The sequence below is a fragment of the Nostoc sp. JL34 genome (assembly GCF_017114945.1).
Lineage (GTDB): Bacteria > Cyanobacteriota > Cyanobacteriia > Cyanobacteriales > Nostocaceae > Nostoc.
The window spans coordinates 1-16,239 of record NZ_JABXKQ010000040.1; the positions used below are offsets into that span (position 1 = coordinate 1).

General features: G+C 40.3%; 14 protein-coding genes. 10 read left to right on the plus strand and 4 right to left on the minus strand.

Translation table 11 applies throughout. The features are described 5' to 3' along the window. Positions 1-68 precede the first annotated feature (68 nt). The 3 genes from HWQ44_RS06960 to HWQ44_RS06970 form a co-directional block, all read right to left on the minus strand. On the minus strand, positions 69-1,124 hold the full coding sequence (locus tag HWQ44_RS06960; protein WP_292716717.1) for a 3-deoxy-7-phosphoheptulonate synthase: 1,056 nt from the start codon (positions 1,122-1,124) through the stop codon (positions 69-71). A gap of 197 nt (positions 1,125-1,321) precedes the next feature. Then, on the minus strand, positions 1,322-2,980 hold the full coding sequence (locus tag HWQ44_RS06965) for an alpha-amylase family glycosyl hydrolase (RefSeq protein ID WP_292716720.1): 1,659 nt from the start codon (positions 2,978-2,980) through the stop codon (positions 1,322-1,324). Positions 2,981-3,337: 357 nt separating this feature from the next. Continuing rightward, positions 3,338-3,715 carry a DUF1823 family protein gene (locus tag HWQ44_RS06970; protein WP_292716724.1) on the minus strand — a complete coding sequence of 126 codons (378 nt, stop codon included), beginning with the start codon at positions 3,713-3,715 and terminating at the stop codon, positions 3,338-3,340. A 418-nt stretch (positions 3,716-4,133) separates the two neighbouring features. On the opposite strand from HWQ44_RS06970, the gene HWQ44_RS06975 reads away from it, so the two are divergent. The 4 genes from HWQ44_RS06975 (at position 4,134) to HWQ44_RS06990 (ending at position 7,984) form a co-directional block, all read left to right on the plus strand. Next, a complete protein-coding gene (locus HWQ44_RS06975) occupies positions 4,134-4,436 on the plus strand; it encodes an acylphosphatase (protein ID WP_292716726.1) in 303 nt (100 codons plus the stop codon). Between the two features lie 268 nt (positions 4,437-4,704). Then, complete coding sequence (speB, locus tag HWQ44_RS06980; RefSeq protein ID WP_292716729.1) at positions 4,705-5,748, plus strand: agmatinase SpeB; 1,044 nt, start codon at positions 4,705-4,707, stop codon at positions 5,746-5,748. Between the two features lie 217 nt (positions 5,749-5,965). After that, on the plus strand, positions 5,966-6,907 hold the full coding sequence (locus HWQ44_RS06985; RefSeq protein ID WP_292716732.1) for a M48 family peptidase: 942 nt from the start codon (positions 5,966-5,968) through the stop codon (positions 6,905-6,907). An 870-nt stretch (positions 6,908-7,777) separates the two neighbouring features. Next, entirely contained in the window at positions 7,778-7,984 is a 207-nt protein-coding gene (locus HWQ44_RS06990; RefSeq protein ID WP_292716735.1) for a hypothetical protein, read from the plus strand. Between the two features lie 499 nt (positions 7,985-8,483). Here HWQ44_RS06990 and HWQ44_RS06995 read toward each other — a convergent pair whose 3' ends face one another. Continuing rightward, positions 8,484-8,633: a hypothetical protein gene (locus tag HWQ44_RS06995; RefSeq protein WP_292716738.1), complete on the minus strand. Its 150-nt coding sequence runs from the start codon at positions 8,631-8,633 to the stop codon at positions 8,484-8,486. 152 nt (positions 8,634-8,785) lie between these two features. On the opposite strand from HWQ44_RS06995, the gene HWQ44_RS07000 reads away from it, so the two are divergent. The 6 genes from HWQ44_RS07000 to HWQ44_RS07020 all read left to right on the plus strand — a co-directional run bounded on the left by HWQ44_RS07000 (position 8,786) and on the right by HWQ44_RS07020 (position 16,187). Then, positions 8,786-10,105, plus strand: coding sequence for an MFS transporter (locus tag HWQ44_RS07000; RefSeq protein ID WP_292716740.1), 1,320 nt, complete (start codon positions 8,786-8,788; stop codon positions 10,103-10,105). Positions 10,106-10,717: 612 nt separating this feature from the next. Further along, positions 10,718-12,559, plus strand: coding sequence for a vanadium-dependent haloperoxidase (locus tag HWQ44_RS07005; RefSeq protein ID WP_292716743.1), 1,842 nt, complete (start codon positions 10,718-10,720; stop codon positions 12,557-12,559). Positions 12,560-12,665: 106 nt separating this feature from the next. After that, on the plus strand, positions 12,666-13,706 hold the full coding sequence (locus HWQ44_RS07010) for a hypothetical protein (RefSeq protein ID WP_292716745.1): 1,041 nt from the start codon (positions 12,666-12,668) through the stop codon (positions 13,704-13,706). A gap of 104 nt (positions 13,707-13,810) precedes the next feature. Then, on the plus strand, positions 13,811-14,146 hold the full coding sequence (locus tag HWQ44_RS33505) for a hypothetical protein (protein ID WP_366931368.1): 336 nt from the start codon (positions 13,811-13,813) through the stop codon (positions 14,144-14,146). Positions 14,147-14,230: 84 nt separating this feature from the next. Further along, positions 14,231-15,187 carry a tetratricopeptide repeat protein gene (locus HWQ44_RS07015; RefSeq protein WP_366931369.1) on the plus strand — a complete coding sequence of 319 codons (957 nt, stop codon included), beginning with the start codon at positions 14,231-14,233 and terminating at the stop codon, positions 15,185-15,187. Between the two features lie 19 nt (positions 15,188-15,206). Further along, entirely contained in the window at positions 15,207-16,187 is a 981-nt protein-coding gene (locus HWQ44_RS07020) for an aldo/keto reductase (RefSeq protein ID WP_292716748.1), read from the plus strand. Positions 16,188-16,239 lie beyond the last annotated feature (52 nt).

Here is a 16,239-nt window from a genome sequence, read left to right on the forward strand (position 1 = left end):
ATTGCTATATCAGGCAAGTCCTATTGTCAATAGGCTTTGAGACGCGCTAACCCTGTATCACTTAGTCTTTATTTAAGTTTTTCGTGAGCAGCCAAAATAATTTTTTCGGTTTCTTCCCAACCAATACATTTATCAGTTACAGAAATACCATATTTTAATTCTTCTCTACCAGTAATTGGCTGACTACCTTCGTGCAAATGTGATTCCAGCATCATGCCAACTATTGATGTATTACCATCCACTATTTGCTGAATAATATTTTCTAAGACAGCACCTTGTAATTTGTAATCTTTATTAGTATTGCCGTGGCTACAGTCGATAACAATTCTGGGTGGTAAATTTGCCTGTTTTAATTTCTCTTCTACCAGTTTGACATTTGCTAGATCAAAATTGGGTTGACTACCACCCCTTAAAATTACGTGACCGTAACCATTACCTTTAGTTTTAAATACGCTGACCTGTCCATTTTGATTAATTCCCAGAAAATTATGCGGGTTTCCAGCTGATTGGAGAGCATTCAAAGCTACTTGAATATTGCCGTCAGTACCATTTTTAAAACCCACAGGCATCGAAAGTCCACTTGCCATTTCGCGGTGAGTTTGTGATTCGGTTGTGCGCGCTCCAATGGCAGACCATGTAATCAGTTCACTAATGTATTGAGGGATGATTGGATCTAGTGCTTCTGTACCAGCAGGTAATCCCAACTCTGTAATTTTTAATAATAGATCCCGTGCAATTAATAACCCATTCTCTACATGAAAAGAATCATCCATATCTGGATCGTTAATTAACCCTTTCCAGCCTACGGTTGTCCTTGGTTTTTCAAAGTACACTCGCATAATTAGTAGCAAGTTATCCTGGACTCGCTCGGCCAATATTTTCAATCTCTCAGAATATTCGAGCGCTGCTTTTGGGTCGTGGATTGAGCATGGGCCAACTACTATAAATTTTCTGCGATCTTGAAAATCCAGGATATGTTCTATTTCTTGCCTATATGCTAAAACTCTTTGTTCCGCTAATTGTGTTAAAGGTAATTTTGATTTGACTTCATTGGGAGTTAATAAAATGCGATCGTTCTCAATGTTAGCGTTGTCGATATTACTATTAAATAATGTGTTGTGCATGGGATGGTCTGACAATTTTCTATACGCACTTCAACTCAAAAGTGTAACACAAACCCATGAGATTTTAAAATAGCTTATTTTTTACTTGACAAATTTCTAATGAAACTGTACATGAGTAAGATAATAACTGAAAAAGGGGAAATATCTTCCCCCTTTTCTTTGCTATTGGACTACTGAATGAGTCGTAGTGTATATGATTACTGCCATACAAACACTTTGGCTTCGTATGGCCCCAAGTCAGTTATAATGCCATCCTCACCAGCTTCGACATCATAATTGCCTGTCCACTCGTGCCATGTACCAGCGCTAGGAAAGTTAGGAACATGATATTCAGCTAGGAAGTTTTCTGAGAAATTTGCAATTACGACTACACGAGAACCTTCATCATTCCAACGAGTATAAGCTAATACTTTTGCCTCTGCATTTTCGTGGATAAAATCAATATTTTCTGTATAGAGGGCATGATTGCTTTTACGCAGGTTGGTTAAGCCTTTGTATGAATCAAATAAACTACGATTTAAATCATTCCCTAACAGCGTCCAATCGATTTTGGATGATTCAGGTTGTTTAGGCTTATACTCGCCAAATTCTTCTCCCATCCAAATCAAAGGTACGCCAACAGCAGTCATTAGGATGGCTACTCCTAATTTGGCCCGCCTAAAGGCTTCTTCATCAAAAATCTCACGGTTCCCCAATTCAACCATGACATGGTTATGGTCGTGGTTAGTGAGGTAATTTACCACATTGGTTGCACCCATAAAGCCTTGGCGCTTGCAGTCAATCACATCTTTGAGACGCTCTAAATCAAATGTATCACCACAGATATGTTCTAAAATGCAGTGATAAAAACTGTCATGCCAGCAACCATCCATTGGCCCATCTACATTGGTAATACTAGTAGTTTCAGGAATGTGTTCTGCAACATTATAAAAAGGCTTCATGCTAGCAGTTTTTTTAGCTTCCTGAACAATCCAATGCATGAAATCGTAGTTGGCAATTTGCCGCGCTGCATCATAGCGAATACCGTCAAGGTGATATTCCCCAATCCAAAAACGAATTGCCTCACTAATAAATTTCCACGCTGGCTTAATATCTAATTTTTCGTCATAATGTTCGTAATTAAATTCAGGCCCCCAGTTATTATCAGGGTCACGAGGTTCGTGATGATACCAATAATCGTGGTCAATTTGTGTTAAGGGAGCGGATGCTTCTGAGTGGTTATAAATACCATCAAGAATTACGCGAATCCCTTTAGCATGACACTCATCAATCAAATTTTTCAACTCAGTAGTCGAACCATAACTTGATTCTGTTGCAAAGAAGTGGCGGGGATTATAACCCCAGCTATAATCACCAGGATATTCTTTAAGTGGCATCAACTCAATAGCATTGATTCCTAGTTCACACAAATAGTCTAACTTTTCAATGACGTGTTTGTACTTACCTCGTGCATAAGGATCGTCCTCACCACCAGAAAAGTCACCAACGTGCAATTCATAAATTACTAATTCGTGGTCAGCAGGTAAAGGTTTATCATCATGTTGCCAAACATAAGTATCGGTAATCTTTTTCCCATCTTTGACTCGGATAATACCATCATCTTTTCCACTTTGTTCATCTATGTCAGTTGCATAAGGATCTGTAACATCAACCCATTGTTCTGGTTCAAAAAACCATGAATTTGACTGAACGCGGAATTTATATTTATAAACGCCATCTTCTAGTTCAACACTTGTGCGGAAATAACCATCATCACCTCTTTCCATTGGAATTTCTTGCCAATCAGAAAAAGAACCAATTAATGCGGCTCCTTTGTTGTAAGGTGCAAATAAATTAAATTCAATTGGCTTTGCCATAGAAGTTTTTGTAATATTATAGGTTGATAGAGATATTCTCTAATGCTCAATTGAATTTGCAAATAGCTCTAGAGAAATAATTAGATCGTGAATGCTTCTATCTTCAGGAATAATTGATAAACATTTTATTAATTAAAACTATAATTTTTTGAGTATTAGCTTTTTATAGCATTTGTTAACTGACGAAAATACAGATTAAATGTAATGCAAAACATCAGAATAAATTTAATGATTTCAAAAAAAATCTGCATATAGCTACAAAAGTCAAGAAGAGAAGCAAATAGTTTTTTATTAACTTTAATACAGCAGATATTCAGCAAAAAACATCCGGCTTTTGCTGAATATCTGCTAATAGGATTACTCAAGCTTGCCGTTACTTTGTTGCAGATAACTTAATAACCAATTTGCTGCTGTTGCCCTACGAGTTTGTCGAGGCCCAAATTCCCCAATTTTATAACCTTTGAAACCTAATTTTTCTTTTAACATTTGTTTATTTTCAGTAGGAATGGAACGAGTCAACTTAACTGTCGCAGGGCGAGATTCAATGAAATCTGGTGGTTGTGGGTACTCATTCTGCCATTCTGGTGCAACTTGGTTAGTGTCCCATTGTGCAGTTGAAGAGTCATAGCGATAGCCTAAATAATGCCATAGCAACTGATTAACTGTAGCATCATCAAATTTATCTTCAAGAATTGCCCAAATTGTTTCTGTATTGAGTGGTGGCAGGTTAGACATAAACACTTCAAAATTACAAATTGAAAAACTGACTACTGATTAATTAAATTCACAACAATTAGTAGGGAGTAAAAAATACTTTATCACTACCTTGCTACACTCCCAAAGATAGGAATGATTTTATTTTTATCTACACCTGCAATCTGCGGTATCTGCTACAAGCATTAGACAAACTACTAAAGTAGCCCTGGATAAAAAGATTCGCCAACTCAGCAGGAAAATTATGGCAATAGGGGATCTGTTCAGAAATATAGTCGGTGGCAAGCAGAAATTACGTGATGAAGAGTGAGATAATCGCGATCGCTACTATAGACCTCGCAATCATGAAGACCACAATTAATTTCACGAGTTGGAGTTAAAAACAGATTGTGTATACACAAACTAGGTAAACTGGAAATCGTAAAGATTAGACCAGTCTATGCAGAATTCCACAGCACTGCCAAAGATCATCCGCGCCCATGTATTCATTTCTGGCCGAGTCCAAGGAGTGGGTTATCGCTATTCGACTGTGGACACAGCTAGTCAGTTGGGATTAAGCGGTTGGGTGCGGAATCTCCCCGATAATCGAGTAGAAGCAGTCTTTGAAGGGGCGCGAGAGGTTGTAGATAACATGGTTCGCTGGTGTCACTCTGGGCCACCTGCTGCTGTGGTGAAAGATGTTGTGGTTGAGTATGAAGAACCAGAAGGGTTGCGGGGATTTGAAGTTAAGCGGGTTAAGTAAGTTGAACTGAGTGAAACCCAACCTATACATTTTTATTTTTTGGGTTTAACCAAACCTGATATTAAGCTGATATCAGAATCTAGGGTTTGTTTATTTATTTTATATTTACTTTGCGATCGCTAGTACTGAGTATCCTAAATTACCCTAAAAGAAAACTGATGACTTTTATCAGCTAACCGTAGTTTAGCGCCTGTGAAAAATTTTGATTACAATGCAGATGTCCACTAGGCGGCGTGCTGTCTATCCACGTAAATCCAGAAGATATTTGATGAGTAATCAACTACAAGACTACAATCCCAGCGGCATAGGTGAAGTAAATGGCAACCTCTTAGGTTTACCCTGCAATTACGAGTCTGCAAACCTGATTGTCTTTGGTGTACCGTGGGAAGTCACTGTTTCTTATGGTGCTGGCACTGCTAACGGCCCACAGCGAATTCTAGAAGCTTCGACTCAACTGGATTTGTTCGATTTTGATAACCCTAATGGCTGGAAGCAGGGAATTTTCATGGTGGAAATTTCCCAGGATATTTTAGAAAAGAACACATATTACCGCACTTTGGCAGCAAAAATTATTGAGCGATTAGCCCAAGGTAAACAACTCTCAGATACACCAGATTTAACACCTGTTTTGACAGAAATTAATCAGGCTGGTCAACAGATTAATCAATGGTTGTTTGAAAATTGTCAAGAAGCAATTAATAATGGTAAGCGAGTTGCAGTTATTGGTGGAGATCATAGTTCGCCTTTAGGTTATTTCCAAGCATTAGCGGCTAACTACGCAAATTATGGCATTTTGCACATTGATGCCCACGCAGATTTACGCGATGCCTATGAGGGATTTGAGTTTTCCCATGCGTCTATTATGTTTAATGCGATGAAAATACCGCAAATTTCCAAACTAGTGCAGGTAGGTTTGCGTGATATTAGTCATGATGAAGTGCAAATGATTGACCAATCTGATAGTCGCATTATTGCTTATTACGACCCAACCATTAAGCAAAAGCTTTACTCTGGAACAACTTGGATTGATTTATGCCGAGAAATTATCAGTCATTTACCTGAGTATGTTTACATTAGCTTTGATGTAGATGGTCTAGATCCCAAACTCTGTCCGAGTACAGGTACTCCTGTTCCAGGTGGGTTGGAATTAGAGCAAACTTTTTGTCTGTTCCGGGAATTGGTGAATAGTGGGAGAAAAATTATTGGCTTTGATATCTGCGAAGTTGGTGATGCAGAGTGGGATGGTAATGTTGGGGCACGGGTTGTTTACAAGCTGGCAAATTTGATGGATTTATCTCGGCAAAAAATATAAACGATAAAATTTTGCCAGAGTGGCAATGAGACTAAACTCAAGACGATGATAACAGCAACGCCTTCGTCTCTTACCCTCGAATAATTCCTCAAACTGCCGGAAACCAAGGTTGCCAGTAAGTTTATTGCCGTCAAATTTACCAAATAGTTATACCTGAGATCAAATAGTAATATTGAGGTGTGAGAACTTACTTATTCTTTATAGTTATAAAACTTAAATGAACGTTGAGGGTATTCGTCTAAAAAATATCAAAGTGCAACAAAATGCTCTGTTGTATAAAATTTTTAATTTAGCTTCAAATCCTAATTCTGATTCAACTCAAATACAACAACTAAATAAAATTTTAATAACAACAGCAACAACAGTTGAAAAAATATGTTCTAAGCAGCAAGGAACGCCAGCAAATCTAACTCATCTATCCCGTAGAATCTACTCATGGATAAAGTTTCTGACAGATGAACACTATTTACAAATCCACTTGAAAACTACTGGCTATCTATTAGAAAGTGCTAAACAAATCCTGAGTATACGTGGTCAACAGCCACTCCAACTAATGATGGAAATAACTAATTTAGCTGGGCTATATCGGGGTGAAAGGTCTAATAGCGCAGCCAAAATTGTAATTAGTGAAGGATTTATAAATGCACCCAAAGCAGTATTAGAAGCTTTAGTGGAATCTGCTATTTTTGGTAAAAGTCAAAATAATACACGACTTATCAGGACATTTGCAAGTACAGAAGAATACAGCAATGTATTGCTAGAACTGGATTTGATTGCCGAGGTAGTGGCAGAAAATCCACAAGGCAAGTTTTATAACTTGGATGAGTTATTTGATAAAGTTAACCATGAATATTTTGCGGGAAGTCTAGCTAAACCACGCCTAGCATGGAGTCGAATTAACACTTACCGCAAATTGGGACACTACGAGTCAGCTAGAGATAGAGTAGTGATGAGTTTAACCCTTGATCGTGCTAATATACCTGGCTTTGTAGTTGAGTTTGTGTTGTATCACGAATTGCTGCACAAGTACTATGGTGCGAAGTGGGTTCGGGGCAGAAAAATGGTTCACACTAAAGAGTTTCGTGTCAGTGAAAGTCAGTTCAAATCGTACAACGAAGCATCAAAATGGCTAGATAAGTTGGTACTTTTTGTGCATTGAATTAACTTCTTGCACCGAATGAGATAGTTACTTGGTTAGGCAGTTTAATACCTGATTAGTGCAAATGTGATGTTATCGATATTCCATAAAGCAATAATCGAAGTAGAAAGCTGAAACTATTACCCAATCAAGAATTGATATCATGTCTGGATAATTAGTTACGATTAATCTCAGGTTCGGTTAAATACTTATAATATCTGTAGGTTAATTTGAGGAACAAAACCCAACATTTAATTCTTGTTTATGTTGGGTTTCACTGTCGTTCAACCCAACCTACGTTGAGAGATTTTATTACAAGTAATCACTCGAACTCTATATTAAACCAGGAAATAGATATTTTTAATTTCACTACAAAGCGAAATTTTCTTCTCACATTATTGTCAGAACATTGCCGCTGTTACTACATCTGTATCACTTAATTATTAGGATATTCTTAATATTTTATTTATGACAACTGGGCTATGAATTTTTTTTAATAGTCCTGAATTATCATCTTTTTTTTAATTTTATATCTTGATAGATAAGCTATATTTTGGCAATTTACTAATAATTATAGTATTTACTGATTAATTTACTATCAAGCAATTTTGATTATTGATTGCTACTGATTGAGGATACCTTTTGGTGGCTTTTACTTTATAAAATGTCTTGATCCCGTGATTTTATGTATGTTTTTATTCATGAAGTTAAATAAGTTACTTAACGAGCCACAAGTTAGAGATTTTATTAACAAGTAGTATCAAGGGCGAATAGTACCTGTATTTTAAAGATGGCGAAAGAATGAAGGATGACAATTTTGTTATGTTACTTCATCTTTCCTAAGTTAGCAGCTACCAAACTGAAATTGTGACATTACTGGAGAATAAAGCAATGTTTTTTGGACAAGTTGAAAAAGAATTATTTTGTGGAGAAATTTGGTCTATTTGGCAAACAACGAAATTACCAGATCATCTACAGTTATTAGTGGAACAAGAACTAGGAAAACGTGATATTTGGGAATTGCAGACCCAAAAGCCTGATGATAAGCCTATTCATCTAAATCTTGATCGGGAGTCCAGTCATTCAACAAGTATTTAATTAAGAGAGGCAGTTCTTGCGTAGGGCAGTAATCCCTCCTGCCCTACGCAAGAACTGCCGCGATGCCTACTGCGGTAAACTATGCGCTTAGAGTAAGGGTTTAAGTCTTCTATCAAAATCTTCTCTGTGAGACGCTGCGCGAACGATTTAGTGGCTTGGAATTAGATGGGGTTGAGAGCAACAGTTTAATTGAGCATCAATCACCCAAACCCTTTGCTGCTTTGCGGTAGGGATTGTGGGTTGACGAAGGCAGGAGGCAGATCGCGCTTTTAGCGTCTTCCCTTGGGAGAAGGCAGAAGGTTCCGCTCAGATGGGGATTCAACCCCACCGAAGCGGGGGCCACGTAAAGTTAGTTGTGAGCGATTCAAACCCTTGCTCCGTCTGGTGGCGGCAGGAGGCTGTATTCCTCCTGCCTTTCCTGTTGATTTGTAAGAATTGTGGGTATTCGACCAGACATGGTATGATATGTAGTCTAGTAATGGGTCAGTTATTTTTTGATCTAATAGTAAGCACACAAACTTTCTGTATTACTAACATTAAGCATTGCTAACGCTCTCGCAGGGCTGGTGATATGCAAGTCTGCTGAAACTTCATCAAAAAAATTAGTAACAAAGGATGAAGACTTTTGATCTCTAGTGGTTCCTGTCATTAGTTTTGATGGGTTGTGAAAGTCCGTAGTCAGGACTTTTTAGTTGAAATTGAGCGATAAATTGCTCATTACGAACCACTAGTTACATATTTTCAAGTGAAGTCTATTTTGACAAAACAGGGCTGCAACAATTTTCAAACAGGGAAATACTCATGCTACCAAGTAATAGAGAGAACTTCCAAAAAGATAAACTAAAGTTTGTTTATTTTGAACTCCCATCTGCGCTTAAATCTCTAAATTTTTCTTGTTTTGTTATCGGAGAAAGCTTATCTTTCTTTGGGTCTTGGATGACTCAAATTGCTTTGGTTTGGCTAGTTTATCAATTAACTAATTCGGCTGTATTGGTAGGTGTCGCTGGATTTACAAATCAAGCTACGGGCTTGATTATTACTCCTTTGGTAGGAGTCTTACTGGATCGGTGGAACTTACGATATGTCTTATTAACTACTCAGCTAGTATCTATTCTGCTATCATCTACCCTAACTTTTCTAACTCTTAGCGATAACATCAATGTTGCATGGATTATTGCCATTGGTACGATTCAGGGGACGGTGAAAGCTTTCGATTTGCCAGCACGTCAGGTAATTATTCCCAGACTTCTGGATAAGAAGTCAGATACTTATAGTGCGATTGCTTCCCATTCATTCTTGATTAATACAGCGAAGTTTGTTAGTCCTATGATTGGGGGTTTACTGATTGCTAGGTCTGGTGCTGCTTCCTGCTTTTTAGTAGATAGTATGAGTTATCTACCATTTATATCTGCAATCTTAACTGTGAAAGTAAACCCAGTTATAAATAATTCATCCACTCAAAAATCTCAAATTTGGAACAATCTCAAAGAAGGATTTGTTTATGCATACGAATTCTTGCCAATTAAATATTTATTGTTATTACAAATAATTATCTGTTTTATGGGAATGACTCACGTAAATCTAGTGCCCATTTTTGCCCAAGAGGTTTTGAAAGGTAATGCAGAAACTATGGGATTTTTAATGACAGCTTCGGCTCTTGGTTCGATTGTTTCAGGTATTTATCTCATTTCCAGAAAAAATGTCATAGGACTGGGGAAGATAATAGCAAGCTCTGCTGCAACTTTAGGTTTAGGTTTAATAGTTTTTTCCCAGTCAACCAATCTAGAGATTTGTTTAGTATTCATGTTTATCATAGGGATGAATAATACTCTGACTCTGGCTTCAATTAATAACTTTATGCAATCGATTCTTCTTGAGGAAGATAAAAGAGGTAGAGTAACTAGTATATTTACAACTGGTTTCTTAGGAATACTGCCTTTCGGTAATTTATTTTTTGGAGCATTGGCAGGTTACTTTGGTGTTACCAGTGCTTTACTATTTGGTGGTATTTGTTGCATATTAGGAGCATATTTCTTTAGTAGACAACTGCCCCGAATCGGAAAGATAGTACATCCAATTTATGCCCAGTTGGGCTTACTTTCACAGTCAAATAAAGGCTAAAGGATCAAGGATCTATCAAATGTGGTGTGTAGCTTTTATTTTATGTTGTCTAGAAGCGATCGCCTAATTCTCTCAACTCGATCTTTCACCAAAACCCACTGTGTAGCGTTTCATCGTCGGTAGCACAGAATACGCGCTGTGTACCTCTGACTCCGGGGCTTTCGCACTCTTGCTAAGTTTATTGTAAAAACCTCTTGATTTTCATCACCGTTTGTGGGAAAGTCTGATTTAACATCTAAAATACGGTAAATCGATAAACTTACAGGTCTTTAACGGTCTAACTGGAAGAAAGTACAGCTAATATAGCGACACTTGAATCCTGGCAACAAGCTATCGGACTAATTAAGACTACGGAAGTGTAATTAGCCATGCGAGCAAAGCTTGAATATTAGCATTAAATACCTACATAACTGTCAGGAGAATAATCTCCAGTGCAAGTTACCTTTTACTAGAAAAACCCCAGATTTTATCATAAATTCAGTGAGATTGCCTTCTTTCTTTGGAGGTGGGTATTCCGTGTGTGGCTCAAAGTGATTCTAGCTTTTAGCTACTCATGTATTTACTCATGCCTGGATTTTTGAATTATTTTTTGCCAGTGGAGAACAACTTAAAATGCAAGCAGATCCCAACCAATACCAAGATTCTGAAAAAAATGCTCAGGCTGATAGTGAAATAAGAAAAACTAAGCAATTTCAAACTAACACAGGTAGTAGAAGATTATTCCTCGGTCGTGCCAGCAGACGCTCATTTCTCGGTCGCGCCGGCTTATTTAGTGCAGCTAGTGTTGTTGCAGGGGTTTTTAGCTCATCCTTTTCCTTGAAGAAAGGAGAAAATATTGTCCAGGCCCAGGAAGCTGCTGTCAAGCCAAACTATAGCGACTTACGTGAGAAAGCCTTTCAAGTCCGTACAACAGCAGCCAAGGTTAATCGGGAAATTCCCATTCCTCCCCATCCCACCAACGGAGATGAGGCGAAGTATGCCAACAAAATTGCCACGGATACACGAGGATTGCCCCATAATCAACTGGGCGAAGTCGATCTGAAGGCTTATCAATCTTTTATTAATGCGCTGAAATCTGGCGATCCCAACGAGTATGAAAAGATCATCCTGGGCGGCAAACGGAAGCTGGTACAACCGCTCACCCCATTAGCAATTAGCTTGAGTGGGGTGAATACTTGCCAATTGGCGATTCCAGTACCACCCACCCTGGATAGTGCAGAACAGGGGGCTGAATTCCTGGAAATTGCTTGGCAACAACTCTTGCAGGATGTACCTTTTAGCGAATTCCGCAATGATACAACTAACCCGCTGATTTTGGCGGCTGTTAAGGATCTGAATCGGTTATCAGCATTTAAAGGGCCTAAACAAAACGGCCGGGTTACACCCGAACTGCTGTTTCGAGGCACTGCGATTTACGTTGATGCCTCTGGTCGAACGATCTACCACACATTACCAGGGGTAGATGTGGGCCCTTATGTCTCCCAGTTTTTACTGCGTCCAATACCCGCAGGAACACATAGTTATGCTCAACTTAACCGTGTTCCTCTAGCTATTCCCGAAAACAGTTTCCAAACTAACTATGACGAGTGGTTGCTAGTACAAAATGGTGGCGATCCTGGTCGAACGATTAAGTTTGACTCAACCCGTCGCTACTTTATCAACGGGCGCGACCAGTCAGAGATTGCCCACACACCACCGCCAGTCTATGGAAATGCAGCTCTAATTCTACTCGCCAAGCCAGTCAGTGATAATCCCCTAGCTGGCGGTGTTGGTTCACCTTACAATGCCGGTAATCCTTACAACAAGTCAAAGACACAATCTGGTGGTTCTGGAACATTTGGCCCAGGATATTCACAATCTCTGATCGGTTGGGTTAGTCCACATGCAATTAGAGCGGCTTATTGGCAAAAGTATTACGTACATCGTCGTCTGCGAGCCGAGGCTTATGGTGGATTAGTTCACAACAACAAGGTGAATAAAACCAACTATCCGATTCACTCTGAAGTTTTCAAGTCAGAAGCACTCGATCGCTTCTTCAGCAAAAATAAATCCTATTTGCTACCACAAGCCTTCCCCGAAGGGGCACCGTTACACTCTTCTTATCCAGGGGGCGCTTCGGTGTCAGCAGGTGCTAGTGTCACAATCTTGAAGGCGCTATTTGATGAGAATTATGTGATTCCGAATCCGGTAGTGCCCGATCCCAAAGATCCGAGCAAGTTGATTCCATATCAAGGGCCACCACTGACAGTTGGCGGCGAATTGAACAAACTGGCGGCGAATATTGGCTTAGGTCGTGATAGTGCGGGGATTCACTGGCGCACGGATGCAGCAGCTTCGTTGGCTCTGGGCGAAGCGATCGCTATTGGTATTCTCAAAGACGAGAAGCTAACGTTCCGCGAAAACTTTGAAGGTTTCACATTCACCAAATTTGATGGTACAAAAGTCACAATTTAAAGCTTTCACTGTTTAGAAAGGCAGACTTAGAGATGCGTTAAGAGCGAAAGTGCTATTTCGTGTCTCTACAACTTGTTTGCATCCTATTGAGTTGAAGAATTACCCAATGCCTACTTTTGAGAAATTTTACTCGCGATGCCTGCGGCGGGCTGCGCCTACGCGGTTATTGAGCATAGTAGTCGCGATCGCCCTCTTGATCTCTACAACACAAGTATTCAACGCCAAGAATACAGCATCAGCACAAGACGCATCGCCGGACATAGTACTAGCTAAGAAAATCGCCAAAGAAATCATGGCGGCTTGTCCCGTTGTCTCTGATGCTAAAAATTTAGCTGCCTTCAACTCATGCGCTGACAAACTCGCGAAGTTAACAATCCTCCGCGACACGATGAACGTACCCTTCTTGTGGGGCGCTCAAAATAAAGTTGGTAACTATAATCTCAAAGATCATCAAAAAACTGAATTTGATCCCTTGGTCTGGCGACGCACTTACCTTTCTACCTTTATGTTTAAAGGTGAACCCAAGGTTGAACAGATAAACAATCTGATTGTCATCCACCTGCCGACTCAGTTTCGGAATCAGCTTGATATTGGAGATTTTCCTTATCCGTTCTGGCATTCATCGAAAAAGTGGGATTCTTATCAGCAAACTACTGAATTACTTTTCTTTCTAGAACAAAAGAAGCTCATCGGTTCGCTACGTTCAGCTGTAGTTGATCCAAAGCGTCCAAAAATAAATCATGCATGGGATGGTAAATGGGTTTGGAATGACGCTAGGGGTAAGAAGCAGCCTTATGTGACACTATATACACATTTATTTTCTTCATCGAACCCACACGTTGCTAAAGTTGATGCTGCTTATCGAGCATTGGAGGTCAAGCTAAGGGAAAATTCTTGTGTTGTTTGCCACAGTCCAGACAACGCAGCCAAGCAGAATCCTATATTAATACTGAATTATCCGAATCAGGCTCTCACCTTACGACATGAAACGGTGCGCCAAATCAAAGAAAAACGGATGCCTCCTCCGGCTGGTATTGCTAACGAGCAAGAGCGACAACAGCTAATTGAACTCGCCCAGACATTTGCCCAAGCAGGCGATCTGGCTCTGGCTTACGAAGGTGAAAAAATAACTTCTGGAAAAAACTAATATCAATCATTGTTAAGCTCCGGCAACACGATTAAGATACAGTAGTTTATAGCCTAGCTTTTGCAAAGTAATGCTTGTAGCAGTGCAATGCTCTGGGAAAATCAATGGTAAAAGATTTATCTGGACTCGAAATTACTACCGATTCATCAGCTGCGGTAGATGCTATCAATAGCTTTGTCGATCAATTATTGGGTGTTGGTAACGATGCCCAAGTTATTCTTAAAGCAGTTGAGGCAGATCCAGCGTGTGCGATCGCCAACGCTCAAACTGCCGCCTTTTATCTGTTTGCTGGTGGCTCTGTTGCCTTAACCGAGGCGAAATCTTATCTTAATGTGGCGAAAGCAAACTTAAAAAGAGCGAGCGATCGCGAAAAACTTTACGTTGCGGCAATTGAAGCATGGGCAAACCGAGACATTGCTCAAGCGATCGCTTCATGGTGAGCGATCGCCATTACCTTTCCCTGCGATTTAGCTTCGGTACATCTGGCCCAATACCACTATCGAAATTCCGGTAACAGTCAGGGAATGCTACTGATTGCCGAAAAAGTTTTCGCCGCCAATGGTGACAACCCTTATATGTATGGGATGCTGGCCTTTGGGCTAGAAGAGTGCCATCGAATAGCCGAAGCAGAAGAATATGGGCGACAAGCGATCGCTCTGAAACGAGATAACCGTTGGGCACACCACGCCGTTGCTCATGTATTAGAAACTCAAGGACGCCTAGAAGAAGGAATTAGCTTAATGGAGAGTCTTAGCGATACTTGGGAATATGGTAGCTCGGCTTTTTATGGACACCTTTGGTGGCATACATCCCTTTACTACCTGGATATTGAAAATTTTGCCAAAGTACTAGAAATATATGACACGCGCATTTGGGGACGTGCCAAAAAAGACAATGGACGCGAACAGATTAATGCGATCGCCTTGTTGCTACGGCTGGAGTTACGCGGTGTAGATATCGGTTCGCGCTGGCAGGAAATTGCTGCTTACCTGCAACCACGAATACACGAACATACCCTCGCCTTTTTGGATTTGCAATATATCTATGCATTGGTACGGGGCGGTAAAGATGACTGGGCGGCAGAGATGTTAGAGAGTATGCAAACTCATGGAGAGAACGTCTTACCCTATGCGCGGCCAACTTGGGTAGAGGTAGGAGTACCAGCGGCTAGAGGGATGATTGCTCATGCTCGTGGGGATTGGAAAAGTGCGATCGCGGAACTAGAGCCAGTATTACCCGATTTACACTCCACAGGTGGATCTCATGCTCAACGAGATTTATTTGAGCAAATTTATCTTGATGCACTGATTCGCGATCGGCAGTATCACAAAACCTTGAATGTCCTGGAAAAGCGCAATGCATCTCGGAGCAACATTCCCGTGATTCAGCGGGAATTGGCTAATACCTACAGCCAGCTAGGACGCAGCGATGAAGCACATCAAGCCTCTCAACTTGCATTGGAACTATCACAACGTTATTAAAAAAAGTAGAGCAAACAGGATGACGACATACGTAAATCTCGGAAAAAGTGGATTAAAAGTATCACGCTTGGCTCTGGGTACTATGACCTATGGTTCTCGGAAATGGCGAGAATGGGTACTAGAAGAAGAAGAAAGTCGCCCGTTTATTAAATTGGCTTTAGAGTTGGGGATAAACTTCTTTGATACCGCCGATGTTTACTCCTTAGGTGTCAGTGAAGAAATTCTGGGACGGGCACTCAAGGATTTTGCCAAAAGAGATCAAGTTGTCATTGCTACCAAAGTCTTCAATAAAATCGGTGATGGCCCCAATGATCGGGGGCTGTCTCGTAAGCATATTTTTGATGGCATTGATGCCTCATTACGGCGTTTACAAACAGATTACGTCGATTTGTATCAAATTCACCGCTGGGACTACGAGACACCAATTGAGGAAACCCTAGAGGCGCTACATGATGTAGTCAAATCAGGTAAGGTTCGTTACTTAGGAATCTCAAGTGTTTATGCGTGGCAGTTCGCCAAAGCCCTTTACACGGCTGACAAACACGGCTGGACTCGCTTTATATCTATTCAAAATCACTACAACTTGGTTTATCGAGAAGAAGAGAGAGAGGTGATACCTTTATCTCTAGATCAAGGGATTGGGATCATTCCTTGGAGTCCCCTAGCGCGTGGTTTCCTGGCTGGAAATCGCAGCAAACAAGACTATGGTGAAAGCGTGCGAGCAAAAACCGACGAATTCGCTCACAATCTCTACTATCAAGATTCAGATTTCCAAATAGTCGATCGCGTCGTCGAATTAGCTCAAAAACGCGGCGTGAAACCAACACAAATTGCCTTAGCTTGGTTATTGCATCAACCGGGCGTAACGGCTCCGATAGTTGGTGCTAGCAAGATAGAGCATCTCAAAGAAGCAGTTGAGGCTTTGGATTTGAAGCTTTCTGATGATGAGCGTAAATTCCTGGAAGAACCTTATACACCTCATCCCATTTTAGGACATTAGTATCTAGGGTAGAAGGGACTGGGGACTGGGGACTGGGGACTGGAGACTGGTT

Excerpts from the sequence above, each read along its gene's own strand:
- HWQ44_RS06960 (WP_292716717.1), bottom strand. The coding sequence starts at position 1,124 with ATGCACAACACATTATTTAATAGTAATATCGACAACGCTAACATTGAG.
- HWQ44_RS06965 (WP_292716720.1), bottom strand. The coding sequence starts at position 2,980 with ATGGCAAAGCCAATTGAATTTAATTTATTTGCACCTTACAACAAAGGA.
- HWQ44_RS06970 (WP_292716724.1), bottom strand. The coding sequence starts at position 3,715 with ATGTCTAACCTGCCACCACTCAATACAGAAACAATTTGGGCAATTCTT.
- HWQ44_RS06975 (WP_292716726.1), top strand. The coding sequence starts at position 4,134 with ATGCAGAATTCCACAGCACTGCCAAAGATCATCCGCGCCCATGTATTC.
- speB (WP_292716729.1), top strand. The coding sequence starts at position 4,705 with ATGAGTAATCAACTACAAGACTACAATCCCAGCGGCATAGGTGAAGTA.
- HWQ44_RS06985 (WP_292716732.1), top strand. The coding sequence starts at position 5,966 with ATGAACGTTGAGGGTATTCGTCTAAAAAATATCAAAGTGCAACAAAAT.
- HWQ44_RS06990 (WP_292716735.1), top strand. The coding sequence starts at position 7,778 with ATGTTTTTTGGACAAGTTGAAAAAGAATTATTTTGTGGAGAAATTTGG.
- HWQ44_RS06995 (WP_292716738.1), bottom strand. The coding sequence starts at position 8,633 with ATGACAGGAACCACTAGAGATCAAAAGTCTTCATCCTTTGTTACTAAT.
- HWQ44_RS07000 (WP_292716740.1), top strand. The coding sequence starts at position 8,786 with ATGCTACCAAGTAATAGAGAGAACTTCCAAAAAGATAAACTAAAGTTT.
- HWQ44_RS07005 (WP_292716743.1), top strand. The coding sequence starts at position 10,718 with ATGCAAGCAGATCCCAACCAATACCAAGATTCTGAAAAAAATGCTCAG.
- HWQ44_RS07010 (WP_292716745.1), top strand. The coding sequence starts at position 12,666 with ATGCCTACTTTTGAGAAATTTTACTCGCGATGCCTGCGGCGGGCTGCG.
- HWQ44_RS33505 (WP_366931368.1), top strand. The coding sequence starts at position 13,811 with ATGGTAAAAGATTTATCTGGACTCGAAATTACTACCGATTCATCAGCT.
- HWQ44_RS07015 (WP_366931369.1), top strand. The coding sequence starts at position 14,231 with ATGCTACTGATTGCCGAAAAAGTTTTCGCCGCCAATGGTGACAACCCT.
- HWQ44_RS07020 (WP_292716748.1), top strand. The coding sequence starts at position 15,207 with ATGACGACATACGTAAATCTCGGAAAAAGTGGATTAAAAGTATCACGC.